The organism is Nitrospira sp., assembly GCA_024998565.1.
Taxonomy (GTDB): Bacteria; Nitrospirota; Nitrospiria; order Nitrospirales; family Nitrospiraceae; genus Nitrospira_A.
Genome location: JACOEM010000001.1, coordinates 164360 through 188486 on the forward strand (window position 1 = coordinate 164360; position 24127 = coordinate 188486).

Here is a 24127-nt window from a genome sequence, read left to right on the forward strand (position 1 = left end):
CCCGGCAATCGATCTCGTTCGTCTTCCCGACTTCCGCAAGCACTCATAGGCAAGACCCTACTGTGCCATTCATCTGCCCACGTGGTGTGCCGGCCAGACCGGACCACCCGTGTGCGCAACAAGGAGGTTGTCATGACATCCTCTCACAAATTGCTGCGGGTCGCGACGGTACTGGGATTCGCATTCGTCGGCGCGACGGTGTTGTGGCCGAGTCGCGCACTGCCTGAGAATGCTCCCGTCACCCTGCCGATTGAAACGGTGGCCAATTACATCCACGCCGTGATTGAAGCAGACCGGGATGTGTATACCAGGCATGTCGTCGAGCGCTTGCAGACCAAGGGTGTGGTCGTTGCATCGGAGAACTGGGAGCAGAAGAATACCTTGCCGCTACCGGCTCAGTTCCTGATGGAGTCGGGACGGTACATCGCCAAGAAGGGGCTGGGCATCCAATATCGACTGATCAGTCTGTGGCCGATCAACAAGCGCAATGTGGCGGCAAACGAGCTGGAGAAGGCCGGGCTCGGAACCATCTTGACGCAACCGAATCGACCCCACACCGGCTTTATGAAGATCGGGGAGACGCGCTATTTTCAAGCGGTGTATGCCGATCTCGCAGCCACCCAAGCCTGCCTCGGTTGCCACAACGCGCATCCCGACAGCCCCAAACGTGATTTCAAGCTGAATGATGTGATGGGTGCAATCGTGATTACGATCCCCGTCGGGCCATAAACACAGCGGTTGCGTATGCAGGCCGTGGGCGTCGGATCGGTTACCGGCAGGACGGACCAGAGTCCTGCCGGGGAGAACAGAACTGGTCCTGCCCCGAGAATCGTTTCGAGTCGCTCTCAGGGAGGGGTACGAATCACGGAGTTGGTGTGCTGCGAATTTCACGACCCTTCAATCGATCAACCTCAGAAGCCTGGTCTGCCAGTTGCTGCTTCAGTCTTTCGATCTCTTCGCGAAGTCGAAGAATGATCTGCTCTGAATCCACCTGCACGGAATTGGATGATCCCAGCCGAGATGTATCAGCTTCAGGTGCTGTGGCGAACGCATGCGATCCACGGACAGGAACAGGAGCCGCCGCCGACCCCGTGCGCTGGAGAGAGGAAAGAAATGCAGTATGATCGAGGATTAGTTCGCTGGCGGACGCTCGATGACCACCTGACCAATTGGCTTTGGTCCCGATCACAAATCGAGGCGAGTCAAAGGCCAAGGCACCGCCGCTGCCTTGAACGGAATGGAGAGGGTTCGCCCGCACACGCGTATGCTCTTCCGAATTCTCCGCGAGCGCGAGACGGTGATTGGCGATCACCAGATGGAGCTTACCACCCTCGACAAACATACCGCCGGAAGTGGTCTCAGTACCTGTCCCTTGTTGCCCAACAAGCATAAAGACGATCCATTCATGGGATGTCGCTTCCTGAAAGGATTTGCGAAGAGTGGGAATAAGGAGGTTGATCTCTTCCAACGAGAACACCGAACGCGGAGGCCTCGCGTTATCCATAAGGCCGACTCGTTCTTGAAGGATCAATCGACTCAGGATGGCAGAGAGATCTTCATCCCTCCAAACAATCGGATGATCGTATCGTGGGGATGCACTGCCGGCTTCGAGATGGGAGTCGAGCCGCACAAACCAGGAGGAGTCCTGTTCAATGACACGACTCGTTAGCGTGGGCGCCGTACAGCCGAGACAGAGGAGGATCGTGAGGCCAAGGAAGCAAGAATAGAATGACGTGGTTCGTAACACCGGAGGGCCCCCGACGACGGATCAGGGAGGTGCAATCGGCAGACTACGTGAAGTATCGGGAAGAGAGGTTAGGCGTGCCCGGATTTTTTGGCACGGTCCGCGATCTTTTTTCGGAGACGGGCCTTTTCGAGACTGATCTGAGCCTCTTTCACTTCTGAAGGAAGTCCGCCAGCCTGGAGGCGTTGCTCGGCCTTTTCGACGGCCTGTTGTGCACGACCGACATCGATGTCTTCGGCCTTCTCGGCGATCTCCGCCATCACCGTGACCTTGGATGGCGTGACCTCAGCGTAGCCCCACAGGATCGACATATAATGCCACGCTTCCTGAGTCTTGTACCGCAACTCTCCGATGCGCAGGCTGGAAAGAAGATGGCAGTGTCCAGGCAGGACACCGAATTCTCCCTCACTACCCGGAGCGATGACTTCATCGACCTCCTGGCTCAGGAGCAACTTCTCCGGCGTCACGACTTCTAATAGGATCTTCCCGGCCATCTTCTCTTACAACTCCCTTGTCCCGCGTGAACGGGAATCGATGCGTCCTCTCCTGTGCGCGTCCAACGAGGGTCTTCCAAGACTGCGCGTTGGGCGAGCGGCAAGGACGCGCGGTTTCCGCGCTCCTAAACCTTGACTCCCATCTTTTCCGCCTTCGCGACGGCTTCCTCGATCGGACCCACCATGTAGAAGGCCTGCTCCGGCAGGTGGTCGTATTTCCCTTCGAGGATTTCCTTGAAGCTCCGGACGGTATCCTTGAGCTTCACGTACTTGCCCGGCGCACCAGTGAACGCTTCGGCCACATGGAACGGCTGGGAAAGGAAGCGCTGAATCTTGCGCGCGCGAGCCACGGCCATCTTGTCGTCTTCCGACAATTCGTCCATACCGAGAATGGCAATAATGTCCTGCAAATCTTTATACCGCTGCAACACGGATTGAACGCCGCGGGCCACCTTGTAATGCTCTTCTCCGATGACTTGCGGATCGAGAATACGTGACGTGGAATCGAGCGGATCGACCGCCGGGTAAATACCCAACTCGGCCAGCTGCCGGGACAACACGGTCGTCGCATCCAAGTGTGCGAAGGCCGTCGCCGGAGCCGGGTCGGTCAAGTCGTCGGCCGGGACGTAAATCGCCTGCACCGAGGTGATGGACCCCTTTTTGGTAGACGTAATTCGCTCTTGCAGCGCACCCATTTCGGTGGACAGGTTCGGTTGATAACCGACGGCTGATGGCATACGGCCAAGCAACGCGGACACTTCCGATCCCGCCTGCGTGAACCGGAAGATATTGTCGACGAACAACAACACGTCCTGATTCTCTTCGTCCCGAAAAAATTCGGCAACGGCGAGACCGGTCAGCGCGACCCGAAGACGGGCTCCGGGTGGCTCGTTCATCTGACCATAGACCAGCGCCGCCTTAGACTTCGTATGGTCGTCGGGATCGATGACTTTGGACTCCTGCATTTCGTGCCAAAGGTCGTTACCTTCACGGGTACGCTCACCGACGCCGGCGAACACCGAGAATCCACCGTGGTGGAGCGCGATGTTATTGATGAGCTCCATGATGATGACGGTCTTGCCGACTCCGGCTCCGCCGAAGAGACCGACCTTCCCACCCTTGCTGTACGGCTCCAGGAGGTCGACCACCTTGATACCGGTCTCGAGCACTTCGGTCTTCGTGTCCTGATCTTCCAGACGCGGCGCAGGCCGGTGGATGGGGTACGTTTTCTTCGCCTTGATCGGACCCTTTTCATCGACCGGCTCACCCAACACGTTGATCAGCCGTCCCAGGGTCTCACGACCGACGGGAACAGAAATCGGGGCCCCAGTATCCTGCACATCCATGCCGCGAGTCAGACCGTCCGTCGTCGACATCGCGATGCCGCGGACGCGGTTTTCACCAAGGTGCGACGCGACTTCGAGCGTGATCCGCACGGCAGGCTTGCCGGCAGCCTTATTCTCTTCCTGCGTCACCTTGAGCGCATTGTAGATGTTCGGCAATTGACCGGGGGGAAATTCCACGTCGACCACGGGGCCGATGACTTGAATGACTTTTCCTGTGCTCATAAGGCTCCTCTTGTCGTCAATGATGCACCCGGCGGATTACCGTGATGCAGCATTCCTCATTCCACATTTTATTTCAGGGCTTCTGCGCCGCCCACGATGTCCATGAGTTCTTTGGTGATAGCCGCTTGGCGAGTCTTGTTGTAATACAAGGTGACTTTTTTGATGAGTTGCCCTGCATTGCGAGTCGCACCGTCCATGGCTGCCATGCGTGCCCCGTGCTCGGCCGCCGCCGACTCCAGAAGGATGCGATAGGCTTGAATCTGAAAATGCTTCGGCACCAAGGCATTCAGAAGCTCACCCTCGTCCGGCTCATATAAGTAACTACCGCCGACCGCAGACTGCCCGGTCGTACTCGGTGCCGCACCGAATTCGGCGGCCGCATCGATGGGGAACAATTTCTCGACGATCACCCGTTGCTGGATCGCAGACTTGAACTCGTTGTAGACGACGTAGAGTTCGTCGAACGTGCCCTTCACAAAATTTTCCGTCAGGTCGCCGCCGATATCGATGGCATGCTCGAAGGTCAGCTTGTCGAAGATTCCGGTCCACTCCTGTCGGATCGGCCAGGCACGACGGCGGAAATAGTCACGCCCCTTACGGCCGATCAGGCTGAGGTTGACCGAAAGTCCCTGCGCTTCGCACTGCCGGACGAACTCGGAGCTCTTCCGCACAATATTGCCGTTGAATCCGCCGCACAGCCCGCGATCGCTCGTGACCACGAGAATTTCGATTTTCTTCCCCTCGCGCTTTTGAAGCAGGGGATGGGATGTACGATTGACGCGCTGACTGAGATTGCTAAGCACCCCACGCATTTTATGAGCGTAGGGCCTCGCAGCCAGAATACGGTCCTGCGAACGCTTGAGCTTCGCGGCCGCAACCATTTTCATGGCCTTGGTAATTTTCTGCGTATTCTTGAAGGCGGCGATTTTCCGCCGGAGAGATTGTAAACTCGGCATTCTTGTACGCTCTCAGCAGTCAGCGCTCGGACCTCAGCTCCATGCTGAAGGTGAAGGCTGATCGCTATTTTGCTCCGTAGCCCATTTTCTGCTTAAAGGTCGCGATGATTTCCTTCAGCTTGCCGCCGACCTTGTCATCGATCTTTCCGACCGTGGCGATATCTTTCCGCATGTCCTGGTGATTCTGCGCCACGTAATGGAGCAGGTCCGCCTCGAATTGCAGCACCTTGTCCACGGGCACATCGTCCAGGAATCCGTTGACGCCCGCATAAATCGACAAGACTTGATCGGCAACCGGCATCGGCTTGTATTGCCCTTGCTTGAGCAATTCCACCATGCGCACGCCTCGGGCGAGCTGCATCTGAGTGGCCTTGTCGAGTTCGCTCCCGAACTGGGAGAACGCGGCCATTTCACGGTATTGTGCGAGGTCCAGCCGGAGAGTACCTGCGACCTGCTTCATCGTCTTGATCTGCGCGGATCCGCCGACGCGGGAGACCGACAATCCAACGTTAATCGCGGGACGAATACCGGAATAGAAGAGGTCGCTGCCCAGATAGATCTGGCCATCGGTAATCGAAATGACGTTGGTCGGAATGTACGCCGACACGTCGCCGGCTTGCGTCTCGATGATCGGAAGGGCCGTCAGGCTGCCTCCGCCCAACTTATCGCTCAACTTCGCCGCACGCTCCAGCAGGCGGGAGTGCAGATAGAACACGTCGCCCGGATAAGCTTCACGGCCCGGCGGACGGCGCAGTAATAAGGACAGCTGCCGATACGCTACCGCGTGCTTGGACAAATCGTCGTACACAATCAATGCATGCTTGCCGTTGTCGCGGAAGTATTCACCGATCGCGGCACCGGAGAAGGGGGCCAGGAACTGCATCGGCGCAGGATCGCTGGCCGTCGCCGCCACGACCATGCTGTATTCCATGGCGTGATTTTCTTCGAGGGTCTTGACCACGCGCGCAACCGTCGAACGCTTCTGACCGACAGCGACGTAGATACAGAAGACGCCGAGGCCCTTCTGGTTGATGATGGTATCGACGGCGATGGCTGTTTTTCCGGTCTGCCGGTCGCCGATGATCAACTCGCGCTGACCACGACCGATGGGGATCATGGCATCGATGGCCTTGATGCCCGTCTGCAGCGGCTCACGCACCGACTGTCTCGTGTTCACACCGGGTGCCACGACTTCGATACGGGACGAATGTTGGGAGTTGATCGGGCCCTTGCCGTCGATCGGCTGACCGATCGCGTTCACCACCCGTCCGATCAACGCTTCACCGACCGGGATTTCCGCAATACGACCAGTGCGCTTGACCGGATCGCCTTCCTTGATTCCGACATCGTCACCCATCAACACGGCGCCGACATTGTCTTCTTCGAGGTTCAACGCGATACCGTACAGGCCGCCCGGAAACTCGAGCATTTCTCCGGCCATCGCTCCGTCTAATCCGTAGATTTTCGCGATGCCGTCTCCGACCTGAATGACGGAACCGGTCTGGCTGACATCGACCTGTTGATCGAAGCCCTTGATCTTCTCTTTAATGATGGAGCTGATCTCTTCTGCCTTGATCTGCATGGCTACTCCTTGGTCAACACACGCTGCATGGCGCTCAGTCGGCCCCGGACCGTGCTGTCTACGACGGTGCTGCCCAGGCGGATGTGGAGACCGGCGACATGTTCAGGTTCTATATGGAAAGTGACATCGACGTCGCGCTGTAAAAGATCGCGCAATCGGGTGGTGATCCGATCCTGCTCGGCCGCGGGCAAGGCATTCGCGGATGACACTAGCACTTGCTGCGTCCCCTTGGATTGATCCACGAGCTTGGCGAAGGCCTCGGCGATGTCCGGCAGGAAACTGACCCGATTCTTTTTGACCAAGAGTTCGAGAAATCTCTGGCCGACCGGCGGGCATCCGAGTCGAGTGGCCAATTCAATCAGCGCACCCAATTTGGTCTCTTCCGGGAACACAGGAGAAGCGATGGCATGGCGTAACGCAGCGGACTGCGTGAAGGCCTCTCCCAGCCCGTTCAACGCCGAGCGGGCGGGCTCGATGCTTGGGGTATCAAGAAGTTCGAACAGGGCTTTTGCGTATCGACGTGCGACGGCTGTCTTAATCACAATGGACTATCCGCTACGGTTAACCGTGTTTTGATCAAACGGGAAGCTTGCGTGCGGTGGGCACGACAAAAAGCGCGCCAAGTTAGCATTCAAAAGCGGGTACTGTCAAGAAGTGATGCGTGGAGAGACGAGAGATGAGACGTCGCAACAAGCATGCGACCCGCGCCGATGCCGCTCGCGCAAGGCTTCCACTGAGCCTACGGCTCTCAAAATTGATACTGAAAAACTCTGGAGAGTTGACACGGCCTATGACCGCTGAATGATGCCGCCACCGAGTACCTGGTCACCATGATAGAAGACGGCGGACTGCCCCGGACTGAGTGCGCGCTGCGGCTGATGAAATCGAACCTGAAGCGCGCCGCTTCCAGACGGCAGAAGGGTCGCCTGGCAGGGAGGTGTGGCGTAACGAATCTTCACGTCCGCCTCAACCGGCTGCCGCCCGAGCGCGCCGTCGAAGAGGCTGAGATCGGCGACCTGACACTCCGACTGCACTAGCTGATCTTCCGCACATAACACCACCTGGCCGGATTCAGGCACCACTTTCTGCACGTACAACCGCTGCCCCACGGCAATACCCAGGCCGCGGCGTTGCCCCGGCGTATAGAACGCGATGCCCTCATGCTGCCCGAGGACCTCACCATCCACCCCCACAAAGGATCCGGGCTTCTTCGCCTCCGGCATTTCCTGCTCGATGAATGTTCGATAGTCGCCGTGGCTCACGAAACAAATCTCCTGGCTTTCCTTGAGTTCCTCTACGGGCAATCCAAGCGATTCGGCTTCGTGCCACACGTCGCGCTTCTGCATATGGCCTACCGGAAAGAGTAGCTGCGGCAACCAGGCGGGATTGATCCGGTAGAGAAAGTAACTTTGGTCCTTGCGCACATCGAGTGCCCGATGCAGCGACCACTGCCCATCGATCTGCTGCACGCGGGCATAGTGCCCCGTGGCCACATAGTTCATGCCTCGCTCTTGCGCCAAGGCATAGAGCGAGCGCAATTTCACCCGCTCGTTACACCGCACGCAGGGGTTGGGCGTGGTGCCGGAGGCATACCCGGAGACGAAATCATCGATCACGCCCTGCTGAAAGACGTCGCGACGATCGACCACCTCATACGGAATACGTAGACGCTGCGCGACATACCTCGCAATGCCGATCTTGCAGCATCCCCGCTCTTCCCAACGCTTGGAGACGGCGACCTGGTCGTCCTCATGCTCCCACACCTGGAGCGTGACGCCATGGACCTCGTACCCCTGCTGCACGAGGAGCGAGGCCGCGACGGAGCTGTCCACTCCGCCGCTCATACCTAGCAGTACGGTCTGACGTGACATAGATCTACCGGGGAAAGAATGCGCCGAGCACTTACGGCTCTTGTGTTTTGACTTTGCCGCGATGGGCAACGAGGTCGCGTACGCCGGGATCCTGCGGAGCACCGAACTCAGAGGACTCGTCCTCCGTCCACTTCTCGGCCCCCATATTACTCATGCCGTGAAAATGCGCGCCTTCCTCAATCATGATCACCGGGCTCTGGATATCTCCGATGAGAATCCCCGGCTTTTGAATTTCGACCTTCTGCAGCGCCGTCACCGACCCCTTCACGCGCCCACTGATCGAAACAGACCCGGCGGCAATCACGCCCTTGATGACGGCGCTTTCTCCGACGATCACCGCCCCACCCGTATGCACTTCCCCCTCCACCCGGCCATCGATTCGGACGGTGCCATCAAACGTGACAATGCCCTTGAAGCTGGTCCCCTTGCCGAGAAAGGTAAACTTATCGTCTTCCGCGACCGGCTGCTTTTTGGTCTCACCCCACATCGGCATCCTCCTTCGCGCACCCCACACATCCAAGCGACCGGGGCGCCACTGAATGGAATCTTCCTGTGCCTGCCTCTGGCTTACAAGGCAAGCCGCACGCTGTCCAACGAATTCGTCGTTGCGCCAACCTTATCCGTTGACCAACTTGACGCCCTGGCCGCGCGTGGATCCCTGCCCCTGCGGCTCGCGCGTGCCCGACTGGCTCATCTCCAAGGTGCCGTTGAAGACCACCCCTTCCTCCATGGCCAGCAGCGGCGCCTTTACGCCGGCATTGACCACGGCAGGGGCGCGCAGCTTCACTTTCTCCCGGGCGCTGATATCGCCGGTGATCTTCCCTTTGCACACCACGGTACCGGCCGTGATCTTCGCCGTCAGAACCGCATCCTCACCGACCAGCAACACCCCTTCGGTATGAATCTCTCCATCCAGATTGCCATCGATGCGCACGGTGCCGTTATAGGAAATGACGCCCTTGAAGCTGACGCCCTTTCCGACAAAGGCATTGATCTCTTCGTTCCCCTCGCGTGGTGCCGTCGACTCCAAATTTTCCATTTCAGTTCCCTCGCTTTGTCCTGCCTGACGCTTCCCGTCCTGCTTGTCCTTATTGATCCATGCCATTTGTTACACCTCCCACAAATAACAACAACTCACGCACTGACCGGAGGACGTGCCGCTACAGCCGCACGAGGTCACTCCCGATTCAAAAATTCTGACGGCATTCTACTCCGGTCAATTGGAGAAAATCTGCCCTGAAAATGTCTCGACTATGAATTGAGCAGCCGCTCGACGACGCCGTCCAATTCTTCCGGCGAAAAATAATGGATGACGATCTTGCCGCCGCGCCGCCCCTTCTGAACATCCACTCGGGTCCCCAGACGTTTCTGCAATCGCTCTTCAAGATCCGATCGTAATGGCGCACGAACCGGACGCTTCCCCGGCTTTCTCGCTTCCGCATGTTCCTGTACCAATCGCTCCGCTTCGCGGACGGACAGTTGCCCGCTGACGATCTGTGTCGCCAAACTGACCTGCGCGGCCGGTGTCATCAGCCCGAGAATGACCTTGGCATGGCCCGTGGAGAGCTGATCGGATTCGATCATGTGTTGCACCTCGGAGGGCAGCGACATCAATCGGAGCAGGTTCGCCACAGACGACCGGTCGCACGCCACTTTCTGAGCGATCGCCTCCTGGGTAAGTCCGAATTCATTCAGCATGCGTTGGTACGCCCGCGCGGTCTCCATGGGATTCAGGTCGTCCCGCTGGAGGTTCTCCACCAACGCCAACACCATGGATTCCTGATCGGACACGTTTCGCACAAGAACTGGAATCTTCTGCATTCCCGCCAACTTAGCAGCTCTCAAGCGTCTCTCACCGGCAATCAACTCATAGATGCCATCACCTTTTCGTCGTACCAGAATCGGTTGCAGCAAGCCATTTTGCTTCAACGAGGCGGTCAACTCGGCCAGCTCGACCTCGGAGAATTGCTGCCGTGGTTGAAAGCGGTTTGGGACGATCGCTTCGAGCCGCAACTCCTGGACATCACCACGCTCCGGCTCTGCCGTTGTTCGGCCGGTCGGCAATAGTGCGTCGAGTCCTCTACCGAGGGCTTTTTTCTCCATGGACCACAAACTCCTTGGCTAGGGAAAGATAGGCTTGGGCACCGGCTGATGCCATGTTGTAGAGCAGGGCCGGGCGACCATAGCTCGGTGCCTCGGCCAACGTCACGTTGCGGGGAATCATCGTTTGGTACACGCTGCCCCCGAAATGCCCGCGAATCTGTTCGACGACCTGGCGGGCCAGCGAATTGCGCGCATCGTACATCGTGAGCACAATGCCCTCGATTTCCAACCCAGGGTTCAGCGACTGCCGGAGACGCTGAATACTCTCCATCAGCCGACCGAGGCCTTCCATCGCATAGTATTCGCATTGCACCGGGATCAACACTGAGTGCGCCGCGACCATTGCGTTGATGGTCAGAAGGCCGAGGGCCGGTGGACAATCCAGCAGAATGGTGTCGTAGCGGTCAGACACCTCAGCCAGGGCCTCTTTGAGACGCTGCTCACGGTCCTCCATATTTACCAGCTCGACCTCTGCACCGGCGAGGTGGGAATTCGCCGGGACAATCGACAACCCGTTCACTCCGGTCTGCATAGCCAGAGACTCAATACTCTCCTTACTAATCAAGGCATTGTAGATCGTCTTCGTGAGCGACATGGCGTCTACACCAAGCCCGCTCGTTGCGTTTCCTTGAGGGTCAATATCGACGAGGAGAACCGATCCTCCCTCGATTGCCAGCGCTGCGGCAAGGTTCACAGAGGTGGTTGTTTTCCCCACTCCACCCTTTTGATTTGCAACAGCAATGATTCGAGCCATGTAGTTCCCCTATCCACTCAAACAAAGATATGTGCGCCCCAATGTTCCACGTGGAACACCATCTCATCCCGGTGACTTTGAAAACACCGACAACACTCGATGCCCGTACTTAGCTGGAAGCTCATACTCGACTTCCTTAATCAAAGCAAGGTCGACAAGCTCAAAACTTCTAGGAACCTTCTCCGCACGGTACAAAACAAGCTTTCCGTCCTGCTTCAGAAGCGTCGACAGCGCCATGCCGAACTGATCCACCTTAAAGGCCCTCACGACGATGTAATCAAACCGACCCTGAGCATTTCCTCGGCCGGCATAATCTTCCAACTTGGCCGTCGTAACCGTCACGTTCTGCAGACCAAGCGATCCCACGACATACCGCAAGAATGCCCCTTTCTTTTCGCTCGGCTCGAGCAGTTCAACCAACAGCTCAGGCCGCACAAACTTGAGAGGAAGGGCCGGAAATCCAGCCCCGGCGCCAACATCAAGCAACTCAGTTTCATGATTAATATCAATGACTTTAAGGCCAGCAATTGAGTCAATAAAATGCTTCGCCAGGATCTCGCGATCATCGTCGATGGCCGTGAGATTGATGGCCTTATTCCACTTCTTCAGCTCGCCGAGATAGCGAAAGAAATAAGGGATAGAGAAATCGGGAATGGAGCTAGAGAGATCCGCTGCAAGGGACTGAAGTGATTTTGCGAACTGAATTTCGTCCTGTTCCACGTGGAACACTTACGCGAAAACAACCTGGGCGGTCAAGCAGGTTCTTCCCCACGAGAGGAACAAAGGCCACCGTACCTCTATTCACGCGATCTGGTACGTCCCTTCATGCCGATGGTTGCCGACGATGCCTCTCGATTGCAACCAACAGAAGTGAAATAGCGGCAGGCGTCACACCGGAAATACGCGAAGCCTGCCCTATCGATGCCGGTTTCACACGCTTGAGCTTCTCCCTGACTTCACCCGAGAAACCGGTTATTCCGTCATAATCAAACTGATCTGGAATCGCTCTGTGCTCTAGCTTCTCCGATCGCTGAATCTGCTGCAGCTGCCGCTTAATATATCCTTCGTATTTCACTTCGAGTTGAATCGCTTCCGCGATATCAACATCGTCAATATTAGCGCCACCGAACACTGCGACGATCTTTTCATACGTCATGTCCTGACGCCTGAGAATCTCAGCCAACGATTGTGTTGGTGCCACAGTGCCTATCTTCGCCTCTTCCATGAGCCGCTTCACATCAGACGTTATTTTCGGCCTGGTTTCCTTGAGGCGCTGAACTTCCCGTTCAATAGCAGACCGCTTCGCCTCCAGCTTCCCGTACACCTCATCAGATACCAATCCGATGCGGTGCCCGAGATCCATCAGGCGAAGATCGGCGTTGTCATGGCGGAGCAACAGACGGTATTCCGCGCGCGATGTGAACATCCGATAGGGTTCTCTGGCATCTTTCGTAATTAAATCATCAATTAACACGCCAATATAGGCCTGCGACCGATCCAGCACGAGCGGCTCTTCACCACGCCACCTCAAGGCCGCGTTTATTCCAGCCATAATTCCCTGGGCACCGGCCTCTTCATACCCGGACGTTCCATTGATTTGGCCGGCGTGGTAGAGCCCGGCAACTAATTTCGTCTCTAGCGAATTGTGAAGTTGGCGGGGAGGAAAATAATCGTACTCGACCGCATACCCAGGCTTCAGCATTCTCGCCTGCTCAAGTCCGGGAATAGTTTTCAGGATGGCCGCTTGCACATCGACCGGGAGACTGGTTGAAATTCCATTCGGATAAAACTCGTTCGTATCCAACCCTTCCGGCTCGATGAAGATTTGATGCCGGTCTTTGTCGGCAAATCTCACGACCTTATCCTCGATCGACGGGCAATATCGGGGACCGACAGAATCAATCACCCCGCTGAATAATGGCGATCTATCAATATTTTTCGCAATAATATCATGCGTTTGAGAGTTCGTATATGTCAAGTGACAGGGCACCTGCGGCAAGGACACACGCTGCGTTCGGTAAGAAAACGGCGGTGGAGGATCATCTCCTGGCTGCAACTCCATCACAGAAAAATCGATAGAATCCCGATCGAGTCGGGGCGGAGTGCCGGTCTTTAACCGACCAACCTCAAAGCCAAAATCACGCATGCAATCGGACAGGTGCTCCGCAGAAGCCTCCCCGGCTCGACCGGCTGGAAAATGGTTGAGACCGATATGGATCAATCCCTTGAGAAACGTTCCCGACGTAAGCACCACTGCCCGCGCATGAATAGACACACCGGCATCCGTCACGATACCGGTTACAGCCCCACCCCGGGTGAGGATGCGATCAACCGTCCCGCCCCTGACCTCAAGTGCCGGCTGCGCACGGAGCGTGCGCTGCATGACTTCGCGATAGACCTTCTTATCGCATTGCGCGCGTAAGGCACGGACCGCCGGGCCCTTGCTGGTATTGATCATCCGAAACTGAATGCCGGCCTGGTCGGTATTCCGCCCCATTTCTCCGCCCAACGCATCGATCTCTTTGACGAGATGCCCCTTGGCAATGCCGCCGATCGCAGGATTGCAGGACATCTGAGCGATCCGGTCCGGATCCATCGTGAGCAGGATCGTGCGCGCCCCCATGCGGGCTGCGGCCAGAGCCGCTTCACACCCGGCATGGCCCCCCCCGACGACGATGACGTCACACTGTTCACTCACGACAAGAGTCCTTTCATTTCCCGATGCAAAACTCAGCGAAAATGCGCTCCAGAATTTCGTCGGTCGTGATAGCCCCGGTAATTTCACCCAAGGCATCGGCGGCAATGCGAAGATCCATGGCCACCAATTCGCCCGCACGTCCCGCATCCACCGACTGCCTGGCCTGCTCCACACCTTGCAGGGCGCGCTCGAAGGCGGCGGCATGCCGGAGATTGGTCACCAGAACCCCGTCCCGAGGCTCCAACCGATGGGGCATTAGCCGGTGGCTGATCGCATCCCGCAATCCATCCAGCCCGATCTGCATTTTCGCAGAGATTTCGAGCACACCGGCGTTCACGGGGCAGACACGGACAAGGTCTTCTTTCGAGATGCCAGATGGCAAGTCACACTTATTCACGACCAGCAATGCCTGCGCGGCCTCCTGACGACGAAGCAACATCCGATCACTCTCCAGTAACGGTTGCGAGCCGTCCAGAAGAATCAGCGCCAGGTCCGCGTCTTCCCACGCGAGGTGGCTCCGACGAATGCCTTCGGCCTCGACGGGGTCATCCGTGGCGCGGATGCCGGCCGTGTCGAAGAGTCGCACCGGAATGCCGTGGATACTGACGACCTCTTCCAACAAATCCCGCGTCGTGCCGGGAATCGGGGTGACGATTGCGCGGTCGCTCCGCAACAGGGCATTCAGCAAACTCGACTTGCCGACGTTTGGACGTCCGAGAATCGCCACTGCGGCGCCTTCTCTCCAGATTCGCCCTTCCTGACCGGACTGAACCAATTGCCGCAGCTTAATCACGGTCTCATCGAGGAGCCGCAGAAGTTCGTCCTGCCGAACGAATGCGATATCCTCTTCCGAAAAATCGAGCGCCGCTTCGATATGCGCCAGGGACACGATTAAACCCGACCGCGTCTCCTCCACCTCACGGGACAATTCACCGCGCCGTTGGGATTGGGCAATCGCCAGACTGCGCGCAGTCTTCGCGCGAATCGTATCGAGCACGGCCTCGGCCTGCGCTAGATCCAGTCGGCCATTGAGGAAGGCGCGCTTGGTAAACTCTCCCGGTTCGGCCAGCCTGGCCCCTGCGGATATCAAACTCCGGCACAGCTGATCCAGTACGACTGGCCCCCCATGGCACTGCACCTCGACGACATCTTCGCCGGTATACGAATGCGGCCCCTTCATCACGACGACGAGCGCTTCATCGAGCACCGCATGCGGACGTGACTCCGTACTGTACGGAACGGCGTGTGTCGCTCCGGGCGAACCTACGTCCGCCAGCGCCATGACATGAGTTCGAAGGTCGTGAAGGGATTTGCCTGACCGGAGGCGCACGACTTGAGAAGCGACATCACAGGCGTGAAGCCCGCTGATACGGACAACCCCGATGCCCCCTTCGCCTGGAGGGGTGGCGATAGCACAGATGGTATCGTCCAGCGCGCCATGCATGACGCACCCAATCGTGTGGAATTACTCGGATGGACTGTTGCGCCGCTTGCCGCTGCTCTTCTGCTCTTTCGGTTCGTCGCCGGTGACAGCATCAGCGTCCGCAGCAGCCACTTGCCACTTCTTCCCGAACAGACGCTCGGTCACCACCTGCTGGGTGATCGTAAGCGTATTGTTCGTCAGCCAATAGAGCACCAATCCGGCGGGGAAGTTCACGAACAGGAACGTCATGAACACCGGCAGAAACAGCATGATCTTCGCCTGCGTCGGATCCATCGTGGTCGGAGTGATCTTTTGCTGAATGACCATGGTGGCGCCCATGACTATCGGCAGCACGTAGTAGGGATCCTGCACGGACAGGTCTTTGATCCAGAGCATGAACGGGGCCTGCCGAAGATCGATCGTCATATATAGAATATTGAACAGCGCCACGAAGACCGGCATCTGCAGCACCATCGGCAGACAGCCGCCGACCGGATTCACCCGATGATCCTTGTAGAGCTTGATCAGTTCCTTGTTCAGCCGCTCACGATCGTCCTTGAACTTCGTCTGCAGGGCCAGCACTTTCGGCTGAATGACCTGCATCTGCTTCATGGACTTGTAGCTCTTGTACTGCAGCGGCACGAACATCAGCTTGATCAGCATGGTCAAGAGAATGATCGTGATCCCGTAGTTGTGCGTAAATTCATAGAGGAATCGCAGCACATAGAAAATCGGCTTGGCCACCGCCTTGACCAACCCCCAACTCCCAAATACAAACCAGCCGAAATCGATCGTATCTTCCAGCCCGACGTTTAAGCGTTTCAGCGTGTCGTACTCTTTGGGCCCGGCGTAGAGCTGCATCGCCATCGTTGTCCCGTTTCCGGGCGCGGCGTAGCGGACACCGGCCGACACCAACTTGTCCCCTTCCTTCTTCGCGAGGGCAGCCGAAGCCTTTTGCGGCATCAACACACTTAAGAAATACTTATCCTGAATGGCCGACCACTTCACGTCGCCTTTGCGTTCAGCCTCGCCGTCCGGTGTTTCCTTCAGTACCTTGTCGTCGACCAATGACGCCGACCCCATGAGCCCGATGAAACCCTCTCCCCACTCCACAATACCGAAATTGGTGCCGAGAGTGACGTCCACCGGAGTCGTCAGCCCTTGCGTGCGAATCGCAATGTCCACCACGTAGGACCCATGGTGAAAGGTCAGCTCCTTCTCCACGTCAACATTCTTCTGGGTATCGTGGTACCGGAAGGTGAGGTGACCGACAGGATGCGCGCTATCGAGATGCGAGAGATCCTGGGTAACCTGATAGAGGGCAGATCCAAGGTCGCTGGTCACGGCTTGATCCCCGGTCACCAGGCTCAGAGGTCCCTTGAACCGTCCTCCGCTATAGACCAACTGCACAGGCGTCGAGCTCTGCTCGACAGCCGCGCTGTACCGCTTCAATTCCCACGATCTAAGCACGGCGCCGCGATTGCTGAATTTGGCACGAAACAGTTCCGTGTCCACTTCAACCGTTTGCTCTTCGCTTGCTGCCCCGGTCGCATTGCCGGGAGAAGCGGGGGCATCATTCACGGAGGAGACCGGATCAACAGTCGCAGCCTTCGCCGAATCTCCCGCTCCCCCCGCAGGCTTACCTGTCTCGGCTACAGGGCTTGGATTCGTAGCCACCTGCACCGGCTCAGAGGGCGGCAACAGCCCCATGCCCTTGAGCAGATAGTCGTAACCGATAATCACGGCCAGGGAGACGATGAGAAAGATAATGACGCGTTTTTCCATGGAATTTATGTACTGGACAGAAGCTGAAGAGTTATTGCCACGACGGTTACCGTACCGGATCCACTCCGCCGGGATGGAAGGGATGACATTTCAGCAGGCGCCTGCCCGCCATGAGAAGCCCCTTGAGAATGCCATACCGTTCGATGGCCTCCTGGGCATACACGGAACACGTGGGATGGAACCGGCACGCAGGCCCGAGCAATGGGGACAGACAGGCTCGATAGATCATCAAGAGGACAATGCACAGCCGCCTCAGAGCGAGGGTTCCCCAAAACGGGCCAACCGCTGCCTTTGTAATGTGCCTCGCCATAGGTTCTGCAGCTCCGCAAACGGCAGATTCAGGCACTCTCGTTTCGGAAACACGAGAAATGCGAGACCTGGGACAAGTGCCGGGCGCACCGCGCGGCCCAATTCCCGAAACAGGCGCTTTGCCCGATTCCGACGCACTGCTGTTCCGAACCGTCGCCCGATCACAATCCCCAACATCGCATCCTGGGACAGACCCGGACAAATCTGGAGATTGAATAGTCCTGTTGAAACCCGTCGGCCGTTCTTCTTGATGTGCTGAATGTCCCGGCTACGCTTCAAGAAAAACGGAACAGCCCGTTGCCCTGCCGACATAACACACCTGCCTGTGGGTCACCAGTCCACACAAGGCCTCAAAGACCAGAGGCCGCGTGCCAAGACTGTGCGTCGCCGCATTTTTACTACGACCAGGCTAAGACGACAGAACCCACCCCAGGTGTACCATCCACCACCTGGATGTTGCCTACTTGCAGATTGCCTAGCGGCAGGAAAGAATCAGACGGTGAGACGAGCGCGGCCTTTGGCTCTACGACGAGCGATAACTTTTCGGCCGTTCTTGGTGCTCATGCGCTTCCGAAATCCATGTTCCCGCTTGCGCTTGAGATTCGAAGGTTGTTTAAAAGTGAACGACATTGCGCACTCCTTGTCGAGAGATCATTTTTCAATGAAGAGGCCGCATTATAGGGGCGGGACAGGAGGGTGTCAATCAACCTTGACGCGTCAATCCGCCCTGCAAGGGCGCACGAAAGGAGAACCAGAGCTGAATGGGGAAAGGTTTCTGACCGCGCGATCGCTACTCAACCTCGAACTCTTGAGGCACTCTTGCCCGACTGTGACAAACATGCCACAGAAACAGGCAGAGGATGCGTCTTGCCGCATTGATCTAACTAATTGTTCTGAAAAGACAATCGTTCCAGTCTGCAACAATCTCCACCCTGGCATCCAGCTTGCGTTGGTAGATTCCGGAGCTGTGGGCCGTAACGGAATGGAGCTATTCCTGGCAGCCTTCGGCCGCAGCAGAAACCGGATATACGCATTCTGAACTGGCCATGCTTGTCCGCGCGTGTCAGTGACAAAACGAGAAGAGCTCGCGAGAATCGCTCCCTGCGAGATAGAATGAATCGATGAGACGCCTGAAGCACATTTGTCGCATCTTCTGCAGCCTAGCCCTCGTCGGTCTCCTGTCGATGAGTCTGGGAGGGTGCGTCGAAACAGTCCCCGACGAGCTGGTGGAAGCCATCGAAAGCATCGACCGTGACCTCGTGACGCTGCGGGCATCCGACATCAGCCCCGAAGCCTATTCAAAATTCTCCCGCGAATGGATTTCTTTACGAGCCCGCATTCAATCCGACGAAAATATCGTCCGTTGGCCGTGGGAAGAGAATGAGCTGGAGACCGACCTCGAAAACCTGCAAGTCGAAGGGGCGCAGCTCGTGGCCGACGTGAACACGCGCCTCCAAGCACAACGCACCGCCGCCGAAACGAAACTGGCCAAGGTCGAGCAACGGCTCCGCCTCTTGAACACCCGCGTAGGAGATATCGGCAGCCGTGTCGTACTCGGCGAACATCCGGTTGAAACCGAACTGCTTGTACGACAAGCTCGACTGTTCATTGAACAGGGACAGTTCGACCATGCCATCCAGGCTTCAGATCGTGCAGGAAAAATACTGCTCACCCAAACAGCCTTGCTGACAAACGAGTTGGGCCGATATGCCGATGACGACCTCATTGCGGCCTGGCGAGAATCAGCCCAACGAACCATTGAGTGGTCCCGCACCCATCGCGCGCAGGCCATTGTCATCAGCAAGGCCGACCGAGTGCTGTCGCTGTACAAGAACGGCAAGAAAGTATTGACCTATCCCATCCGCCTGGGGTCGAGAGGCATCCGGGCGAAACAGCACTACGGCGACGGTGCGACACCCGAAGGCGAATATCGCATTCACCGCAAGCGCGGGTCGGGACAGACCCCGTATTTCCGCGCGCTGATTCTCGACTATCCCAATGCCGACGACCGACGCCGCTTTGAGGAAGCACAGCGATCAGGGTTGATTCCCAAGAGTCAGCATATGCCAGGCCTGATCCAGCTCCATGGCATCGCACAAGGCATCACGGATCAACCATACGGCAGCATCCTGTTGGACAATCCGCAGATTGCTGTGCTCTTTGACCAAGTTTCTGTCGGAACACCTGTCACTATTGTCGGCGCACTGGAATCGCAAAATTCCATCTCTCTCGTACTGGCCGATCTGGGTGACCAGGAAGAAGAAACCTAAGACATCCATCCCGCCGCACGACCGCTCCAACCGCACAGCACCCACACCCCCTCATTTAAAACACTCCTACGCGGCCTCTGGCTTCTCTTCGTTTGCCTTTTGGCACGCTCGAACCTAAGATACGAACGAGCCGAGGTCCATCGATTCGTTCCTCCACTAACGGAAGAGAGCGTGTTATGCCGACCCGTCCCACTGCATCGCTCCTGCTCGACAACCCGACCATCAGCAAAACGCTGGACGACCTGGCGAACAGCCATACGATCGAGCGTATCTGGACACGAGACCATACCCTCTGGAAGCCCAGTCCGACTGAAATCGACAATCGGCTCGGCTGGCTGACGGTTCTCGACCACATGCAGGACGGACTCGCCGAGTTACGGAGCTTCTCGCAGGCCACCCGGGAAGCTCGCATTACCGACGTCGTGCTTCTTGGAATGGGTGGAAGCAGCTTGGGGCCCGAAGTCCTCCGCTGCACATTTGGTTCTGCCAAGGGGTGCCCCAAACTCTGGGTGCTGGACTCCACCGTCCCGGGTTGGGTTCGTCAGGTGACGAAAGCGATTCAACCGGCGCGAACCCTCTTTCTCGTGGCCAGCAAGTCCGGAGGAACGATTGAAGTGATGTCACTCTTCGCTCACTTCTGGGAACTTGTCCGACGGACCAAAGGCAATCGCGGCGGAGCCCAGTTTGTCGCCATCACGGACCCCGGCACCGGACTCGAACAGCTGGCGCGCGAACGCGGGTTTTGGCGCACGTTCACGAATCAACCGGACATCGGCGGGCGGTACTCCGTCCTCTCCTACTTTGGCTTGGTGCCCGCGGCACTGCTGGGACTCGACGTGGGCAAACTCCTCAGCCGGGCGGTCGCCATGCGTGAGGCTTGTCGACACACCACTCACCCGAAGGACAACCCGGGAGCAGCCCTGGGAGGGATGATGGCCGCGATGGCCATGGCAGGGCGGGACAAGGTCACTCTGCTGACCTCCCCCGCGCTCAATTCATTTGGACTCTGGGTGGAACAACTCCTCGCGGAAAGCACCGGGAAGGAAGGCACCGGCATCGTCCCCGTGGCAGGAGAGCCCCTCGCCTCCCCGACTGCCTATGGAGCTGATCGGCTCTTCGTCGCGCTTCGACTCAAAGGCGACCGTAATGCTGCGTTGGATCGATCCATCATCGCGCTGCAACGGGCCGGGCATCCGGTATTTCGATTGAACCTGGCGGACCGCTACGACCTCGGCGGGGAATTCTTCCGTTGGGAATTCGCGACCGCGGTCGCAGGACATGCGCTCGGCATCCATCCGTTCGATCAGCCGAACGTGCAGGAAAGCAAAGACAACACCGCTCGCGTCTTAAAAGACGTTGAAACACAAGGACGATTCCGCTCACTGCCGATGCTCACGCCCAAGCAGGCACTGACCCGATTGCTCGAACAGGCGGCGCCCAATCGCTACCTGGCCATTCTGGCGTACACCACTCCCGGCCCTCAACTGGATGCCTCGATACGTGCGTTGCGCAAAGCGGTGATGCTGCGCCACCACATCGCCACCACTGCGGGCTATGGTCCCCGGTACCTGCATTCCACAGGCCAACTCCACAAAGGCGGCCCGAACAGCGGCCTGTTCCTCGAATTCGTGGACAGCATGAAACCTGACGTTCCGGTCCCCGACAAGTTCTATTCCTTCGGCACGCTGGCACAGGCGCAAGCTGTCGGGGATCTTCAATCATTGCAGACGCATCAGCGCCCGGCCGTACGTATCGCCCTCGGCCCCAATCCCGTGCGCACTATCCGAAGCCTTATTGCCATGCTCACCCCAGCCAAAGCCGGCCGTCGTAAACCCGCTGCAACAAAACGTCCTCTCCCCAAACGCGGCACTCACCGTTGACATGTTCCAGGCTCCAGAAATCCACCACTTCTCTGACACCCAGGAACTGACCCGTGCCGCGGCAGGCCTCTTCCTGGAAATGGGCAGGCGGGCGATCACCGAGCGGCATCGTTTCCTCGTGGCTCTCTCGGGCGGCTCAACTCCGAAGACCCTGTATTCGATCCTGGCCAGCAAGGAGTACGCACGGCAACTCGACTGGAGCAAGGTGCACTTTCTGTTCGGCGACGAGCGGAGCGTACCGCCTACACATGCCGACAGCAATTTCGCCATGGCGAACGCCATGTTGTTCAGCCCCTTGCACATTCCCTCCGCACAGATTCACAGGATACGCGGCGAAGACCCGCCTGAAGCGGCGGCAGCTCACTATGAAACCACCCTGCGTCACCTCACTGCAGCCGCCCCCGGACAATGGCCACAATTGGATCTTGTCCTTCTGGGCATGGGCGACGATGGCCACACCGCGTCCCTCTTTCCCGGTACGGCATCACTGACTGAAGAGACTCGTTGGGTGGTTCCCGGCACTTCTCCCCAGGGAACGCGGGCACGGGTGACTCTCACCCTAGGTGTGATCAATCACGCGAGTGTGATACTGTTCCTCGTCGCCGGACTGAACAAAGCCGCGGTCGTGCGACGCCTACTGGAGCAGCGGCCCGGTGATCCCGGCCCGTATCCCGCAGCCTTGGTTCGGCCTGAGACCGGACGACTGTTGTGGTATCTTGACCGCGCCGCGGCATCCGAATTGACCGCAACCACTGACGATTAGTCATCGCAAGAGGCACCATGATCCTGGCAGGCGATATCGGAGGCACAAAAACCAATCTGGCGCTCTACGACTGGACGACTGAACGGGTCGAGCCGGTGCGGGAAGATAGTTTCCATAGCGCGGACTATAAGACCCTCGAAGAAATCATCGAAGAATTTCTCAGTACACCGTTGCCCAAGCCACACGCAGAAGACGAGCTGGGAGACGAGCCCGTCGAGGTGCCGGCAGAAGGAACCACGAAGGCACCGGAGCTTCCCCCAGAGCCCATCAAATTAACGGCGGCGTGCTTCGGCGTGGCAGGGCCGGTGATCGATAACCGTTGCCGCACCACCAATCTTCCCTGGTTCATTGATGGGGCGACACTCGCGGAACGATTCGCCATCCCGCAGGTCCGCCTGCTCAACGACCTCGAAGCAACGGCCCATGGCCTCCTCCTCCTGAACCCCGATGAAATCGTAGTGCTGAACGCCGGCACCCCGCCGAAGAAAAAACAGGCCCTCGCCTTGATCGCAGCCGGGACCGGGCTTGGGGAATGCATTCTCTATTGGGATGGAACCCGCTACCGCCCCATGCCGTCGGAAGGCGGCCATACGGACTTTGCCCCCAACAGCGACAGCGAAATCGACTTGCTTCGCCATCTGCGTGGGAGCTACCTGCATGTCAGTTACGAACGCATCGTATCCGGGCCGGGCCTCCATGCCATCTACGAATATCTCCGCGACACCAAGAAAAATGAGCCGACCTGGTTGGCGGAGAAGATCAAAGTCGGCAATCCCGCCGCCGAGATTGCCGATGCCGGACTCAAGGGACAGGCCGAAATCGCCAAACAGGCCTTGGATTTATTTTCGTCCATTTACGGCGCGGAAGCCGGCAACCTGGCGCTCAAGGCGCTCACACTCGACGGAGTCTATGTCGCCGGCGGGATTGCGCCCAAATTACTGAAGAAGCTGCAGGACGGCTCGTTTATGCGCGGGTTCACCAATAAGGGCCGCTACAAACGGATCATGGGCCAGATTCCGGTCAAAGTCGTGATGAACGACAAAACCGCTCTGCTCGGCGCCGCCTCGACAGCGGCACAACTCTCATCAATGGCCTCAGCGTGACACCATCCATCATGAAACCATCATCTGATCTCGATTCCGAAAAGAAACAGGCGGCGCTGAAAGCCACTGAATATGTGCAAGACGGCATGGTCGTCGGGTTGGGTACCGGTAGTACCTCGAAGCATCTGATCATCGCGCTCGGCGAACGGGTGCGCGCAGGGCTCCGAATCCACGCCGTACCGACATCCCACGACACAGCGGCTCTGGCCAGGCAGTCCGGCATCCCCCTCATCGAATCCGATAACGCATGGATGATCGATGTGGCCATCGACGGAGCCGACCAGGTCGATCCCGCCTTGAACCTCGTGAAAGGCGGCGGAGGCGCGCTGCTCAAGGAAAAAATCGTGGCCGCCGCAGCGAAGCGCTTTATTGTGATGGTCGACCACACGAAACTCGTGCCGGCGCTCGGCGGCAGTTTTCCGTTGCCGATTGAAGTCGTGCCGTTCGGATGGGGCAGCACGGCACGGAACATCGAACACACTTCGGGAGGCAAAGCGGTCTTACGCGAGCGAAACGGCGTTGTGTTCCAGACCGAAGCAGGTCACGTGATTCTCGATCTGCACATGCCGAAGATCGATGATCCGGCCACCCTCGAAATAGAACTCAACCAGATTCCCGGCATCGTGGAAACCGGACTGTTCATTGGACGGACCAGCATCCTGATCGTCGGCCATGCACAGGGTGCCGATGTCACCCTTGCAGCGGAGTCATGAAGAGCGGCCAGGCCGACCGTCCCGTCACTCGACGACATGCGGCGCTATTGGCCACCCGGGTCCTCACCAAAGCAGTAGTCTGGTGGGGTGCCTGGCAGGGCGCAACCTCAT

General features: G+C 58.0%; 24 protein-coding genes. 6 read left to right on the forward strand and 18 right to left on the reverse strand.

The window, feature by feature from the left end; translation table 11 throughout:
- Positions 1-132: 132 nt before the first annotated feature.
- Positions 133-729 carry a DUF3365 domain-containing protein gene (locus H8K11_00845; protein ID MCS6262278.1) on the forward strand — a complete coding sequence of 199 codons (597 nt, stop codon included), beginning with the start codon at positions 133-135 and terminating at the stop codon, positions 727-729.
- A gap of 133 nt (positions 730-862) precedes the next feature.
- Here H8K11_00845 and H8K11_00850 read toward each other — a convergent pair whose 3' ends face one another.
- From H8K11_00850 to rpmH, 18 genes are all read right to left on the reverse strand, one after another.
- Positions 863-1468, reverse strand: coding sequence for a hypothetical protein (locus H8K11_00850; GenBank protein ID MCS6262279.1), 606 nt, complete (start codon positions 1466-1468; stop codon positions 863-865).
- A 347-nt stretch (positions 1469-1815) separates the two neighbouring features.
- Complete coding sequence (locus tag H8K11_00855; GenBank protein ID MCS6262280.1) at positions 1816-2238, reverse strand: F0F1 ATP synthase subunit epsilon; 423 nt, start codon at positions 2236-2238, stop codon at positions 1816-1818.
- Between the two features lie 125 nt (positions 2239-2363).
- Positions 2364-3806, reverse strand: coding sequence for a F0F1 ATP synthase subunit beta (gene atpD / locus H8K11_00860; protein ID MCS6262281.1), 1443 nt, complete (start codon positions 3804-3806; stop codon positions 2364-2366).
- Positions 3807-3874: 68 nt separating this feature from the next.
- The gene (gene atpG / locus H8K11_00865; protein MCS6262282.1) at positions 3875-4762 is read right to left on the reverse strand and encodes an ATP synthase F1 subunit gamma; all 888 of its coding nucleotides are present in this window, start codon (positions 4760-4762) and stop codon (positions 3875-3877) included.
- Between the two features lie 64 nt (positions 4763-4826).
- Positions 4827-6344 carry a F0F1 ATP synthase subunit alpha gene (locus H8K11_00870; protein ID MCS6262283.1) on the reverse strand — a complete coding sequence of 506 codons (1518 nt, stop codon included), beginning with the start codon at positions 6342-6344 and terminating at the stop codon, positions 4827-4829.
- A 2-nt stretch (positions 6345-6346) separates the two neighbouring features.
- On the reverse strand, positions 6347-6886 hold the full coding sequence (gene atpH / locus H8K11_00875; protein MCS6262284.1) for an ATP synthase F1 subunit delta: 540 nt from the start codon (positions 6884-6886) through the stop codon (positions 6347-6349).
- A 246-nt stretch (positions 6887-7132) separates the two neighbouring features.
- Positions 7133-8215, reverse strand: a complete 1083-nt coding sequence (mnmA, locus tag H8K11_00880) for a tRNA 2-thiouridine(34) synthase MnmA (GenBank protein ID MCS6262285.1) — start codon at positions 8213-8215, stop codon at positions 7133-7135.
- A gap of 31 nt (positions 8216-8246) precedes the next feature.
- A complete protein-coding gene (locus H8K11_00885) occupies positions 8247-8702 on the reverse strand; it encodes a polymer-forming cytoskeletal protein (protein MCS6262286.1) in 456 nt (151 codons plus the stop codon).
- A gap of 129 nt (positions 8703-8831) precedes the next feature.
- Positions 8832-9320 (reverse strand): polymer-forming cytoskeletal protein, encoded by a 489-nt coding sequence (locus H8K11_00890; GenBank protein MCS6262287.1) that lies wholly within the window; start codon positions 9318-9320, stop codon positions 8832-8834.
- A gap of 146 nt (positions 9321-9466) precedes the next feature.
- Positions 9467-10318 (reverse strand): ParB/RepB/Spo0J family partition protein, encoded by an 852-nt coding sequence (locus tag H8K11_00895; protein ID MCS6262288.1) that lies wholly within the window; start codon positions 10316-10318, stop codon positions 9467-9469.
- On the reverse strand, positions 10296-11072 hold the full coding sequence (locus H8K11_00900; GenBank protein MCS6262289.1) for a ParA family protein: 777 nt from the start codon (positions 11070-11072) through the stop codon (positions 10296-10298). Before H8K11_00900 ends, H8K11_00895 begins: the two co-directional genes overlap by 23 nt.
- A 63-nt stretch (positions 11073-11135) precedes the next feature.
- Positions 11136-11792 carry a 16S rRNA (guanine(527)-N(7))-methyltransferase RsmG gene (rsmG, locus tag H8K11_00905; protein ID MCS6262290.1) on the reverse strand — a complete coding sequence of 219 codons (657 nt, stop codon included), beginning with the start codon at positions 11790-11792 and terminating at the stop codon, positions 11136-11138.
- 103 nt (positions 11793-11895) lie between these two features.
- Positions 11896-13770 (reverse strand): tRNA uridine-5-carboxymethylaminomethyl(34) synthesis enzyme MnmG, encoded by a 1875-nt coding sequence (gene mnmG / locus H8K11_00910; protein MCS6262291.1) that lies wholly within the window; start codon positions 13768-13770, stop codon positions 11896-11898.
- Between the two features lie 13 nt (positions 13771-13783).
- Entirely contained in the window at positions 13784-15214 is a 1431-nt protein-coding gene (gene mnmE, locus H8K11_00915; protein ID MCS6262292.1) for a tRNA uridine-5-carboxymethylaminomethyl(34) synthesis GTPase MnmE, read from the reverse strand.
- 21 nt (positions 15215-15235) lie between these two features.
- The gene (yidC, locus tag H8K11_00920) at positions 15236-16978 is read right to left on the reverse strand and encodes a membrane protein insertase YidC (GenBank protein ID MCS6262293.1); all 1743 of its coding nucleotides are present in this window, start codon (positions 16976-16978) and stop codon (positions 15236-15238) included.
- A 46-nt stretch (positions 16979-17024) separates the two neighbouring features.
- On the reverse strand, positions 17025-17234 hold the full coding sequence (gene yidD, locus H8K11_00925) for a membrane protein insertion efficiency factor YidD (GenBank protein ID MCS6262294.1): 210 nt from the start codon (positions 17232-17234) through the stop codon (positions 17025-17027).
- A complete protein-coding gene (rnpA, locus tag H8K11_00930) occupies positions 17231-17599 on the reverse strand; it encodes a ribonuclease P protein component (protein ID MCS6262295.1) in 369 nt (122 codons plus the stop codon). Before rnpA ends, yidD begins: the two co-directional genes overlap by 4 nt.
- Positions 17600-17779: 180 nt before the next feature.
- Positions 17780-17917 (reverse strand): 50S ribosomal protein L34, encoded by a 138-nt coding sequence (gene rpmH / locus H8K11_00935; GenBank protein MCS6262296.1) that lies wholly within the window; start codon positions 17915-17917, stop codon positions 17780-17782.
- A 491-nt stretch (positions 17918-18408) separates the two neighbouring features.
- On the opposite strand from rpmH, the gene H8K11_00940 reads away from it, so the two are divergent.
- The 5 genes from H8K11_00940 (at position 18409) to rpiA (ending at position 24016) form a co-directional block, all read left to right on the forward strand.
- Positions 18409-19557 carry a L,D-transpeptidase gene (locus tag H8K11_00940; GenBank protein MCS6262297.1) on the forward strand — a complete coding sequence of 383 codons (1149 nt, stop codon included), beginning with the start codon at positions 18409-18411 and terminating at the stop codon, positions 19555-19557.
- A 176-nt stretch (positions 19558-19733) separates the two neighbouring features.
- Positions 19734-21437 carry a glucose-6-phosphate isomerase gene (locus tag H8K11_00945; GenBank protein ID MCS6262298.1) on the forward strand — a complete coding sequence of 568 codons (1704 nt, stop codon included), beginning with the start codon at positions 19734-19736 and terminating at the stop codon, positions 21435-21437.
- A gap of 1 nt (position 21438) precedes the next feature.
- Positions 21439-22200 (forward strand): 6-phosphogluconolactonase, encoded by a 762-nt coding sequence (gene pgl, locus H8K11_00950; protein ID MCS6262299.1) that lies wholly within the window; start codon positions 21439-21441, stop codon positions 22198-22200.
- A 17-nt stretch (positions 22201-22217) separates the two neighbouring features.
- Positions 22218-23303, forward strand: a complete 1086-nt coding sequence (gene glk / locus H8K11_00955; protein ID MCS6262300.1) for a glucokinase — start codon at positions 22218-22220, stop codon at positions 23301-23303.
- Between the two features lie 11 nt (positions 23304-23314).
- Positions 23315-24016, forward strand: a complete 702-nt coding sequence (gene rpiA / locus H8K11_00960) for a ribose-5-phosphate isomerase RpiA (GenBank protein MCS6262301.1) — start codon at positions 23315-23317, stop codon at positions 24014-24016.
- Positions 24017-24127: the final 111 nt, after the last annotated feature.

Bases quoted from the DNA above. Each gene is read 5' to 3' on its own strand.
- H8K11_00855 (MCS6262280.1), bottom strand. From the start codon at position 2,238: ATGGCCGGGAAGATCCTATTAGAAGTCGTGACGCCGGAGAAGTTGCTC.
- H8K11_00895 (MCS6262288.1), bottom strand. From the start codon at position 10,318: ATGGAGAAAAAAGCCCTCGGTAGAGGACTCGACGCACTATTGCCGACC.
- H8K11_00945 (MCS6262298.1), top strand. From the start codon at position 19,734: ATGCCGACCCGTCCCACTGCATCGCTCCTGCTCGACAACCCGACCATC.
- H8K11_00900 (MCS6262289.1), bottom strand. From the start codon at position 11,072: ATGGCTCGAATCATTGCTGTTGCAAATCAAAAGGGTGGAGTGGGGAAA.
- rpiA (MCS6262301.1), top strand. From the start codon at position 23,315: ATGAAACCATCATCTGATCTCGATTCCGAAAAGAAACAGGCGGCGCTG.
- yidC (MCS6262293.1), bottom strand. From the start codon at position 16,978: ATGGAAAAACGCGTCATTATCTTTCTCATCGTCTCCCTGGCCGTGATT.
- glk (MCS6262300.1), top strand. From the start codon at position 22,218: ATGATCCTGGCAGGCGATATCGGAGGCACAAAAACCAATCTGGCGCTC.
- pgl (MCS6262299.1), top strand. From the start codon at position 21,439: ATGTTCCAGGCTCCAGAAATCCACCACTTCTCTGACACCCAGGAACTG.
- mnmE (MCS6262292.1), bottom strand. From the start codon at position 15,214: ATGCATGGCGCGCTGGACGATACCATCTGTGCTATCGCCACCCCTCCA.
- H8K11_00890 (MCS6262287.1), bottom strand. From the start codon at position 9,320: ATGGCATGGATCAATAAGGACAAGCAGGACGGGAAGCGTCAGGCAGGA.
- H8K11_00940 (MCS6262297.1), top strand. From the start codon at position 18,409: ATGAGACGCCTGAAGCACATTTGTCGCATCTTCTGCAGCCTAGCCCTC.
- H8K11_00845 (MCS6262278.1), top strand. From the start codon at position 133: ATGACATCCTCTCACAAATTGCTGCGGGTCGCGACGGTACTGGGATTC.
- rpmH (MCS6262296.1), bottom strand. From the start codon at position 17,917: ATGTCGTTCACTTTTAAACAACCTTCGAATCTCAAGCGCAAGCGGGAA.
- rnpA (MCS6262295.1), bottom strand. From the start codon at position 17,599: ATGTCGGCAGGGCAACGGGCTGTTCCGTTTTTCTTGAAGCGTAGCCGG.
- H8K11_00885 (MCS6262286.1), bottom strand. From the start codon at position 8,702: ATGTGGGGTGAGACCAAAAAGCAGCCGGTCGCGGAAGACGATAAGTTT.
- mnmA (MCS6262285.1), bottom strand. From the start codon at position 8,215: ATGTCACGTCAGACCGTACTGCTAGGTATGAGCGGCGGAGTGGACAGC.
- H8K11_00870 (MCS6262283.1), bottom strand. From the start codon at position 6,344: ATGCAGATCAAGGCAGAAGAGATCAGCTCCATCATTAAAGAGAAGATC.
- atpG (MCS6262282.1), bottom strand. From the start codon at position 4,762: ATGCCGAGTTTACAATCTCTCCGGCGGAAAATCGCCGCCTTCAAGAAT.
- atpD (MCS6262281.1), bottom strand. From the start codon at position 3,806: ATGAGCACAGGAAAAGTCATTCAAGTCATCGGCCCCGTGGTCGACGTG.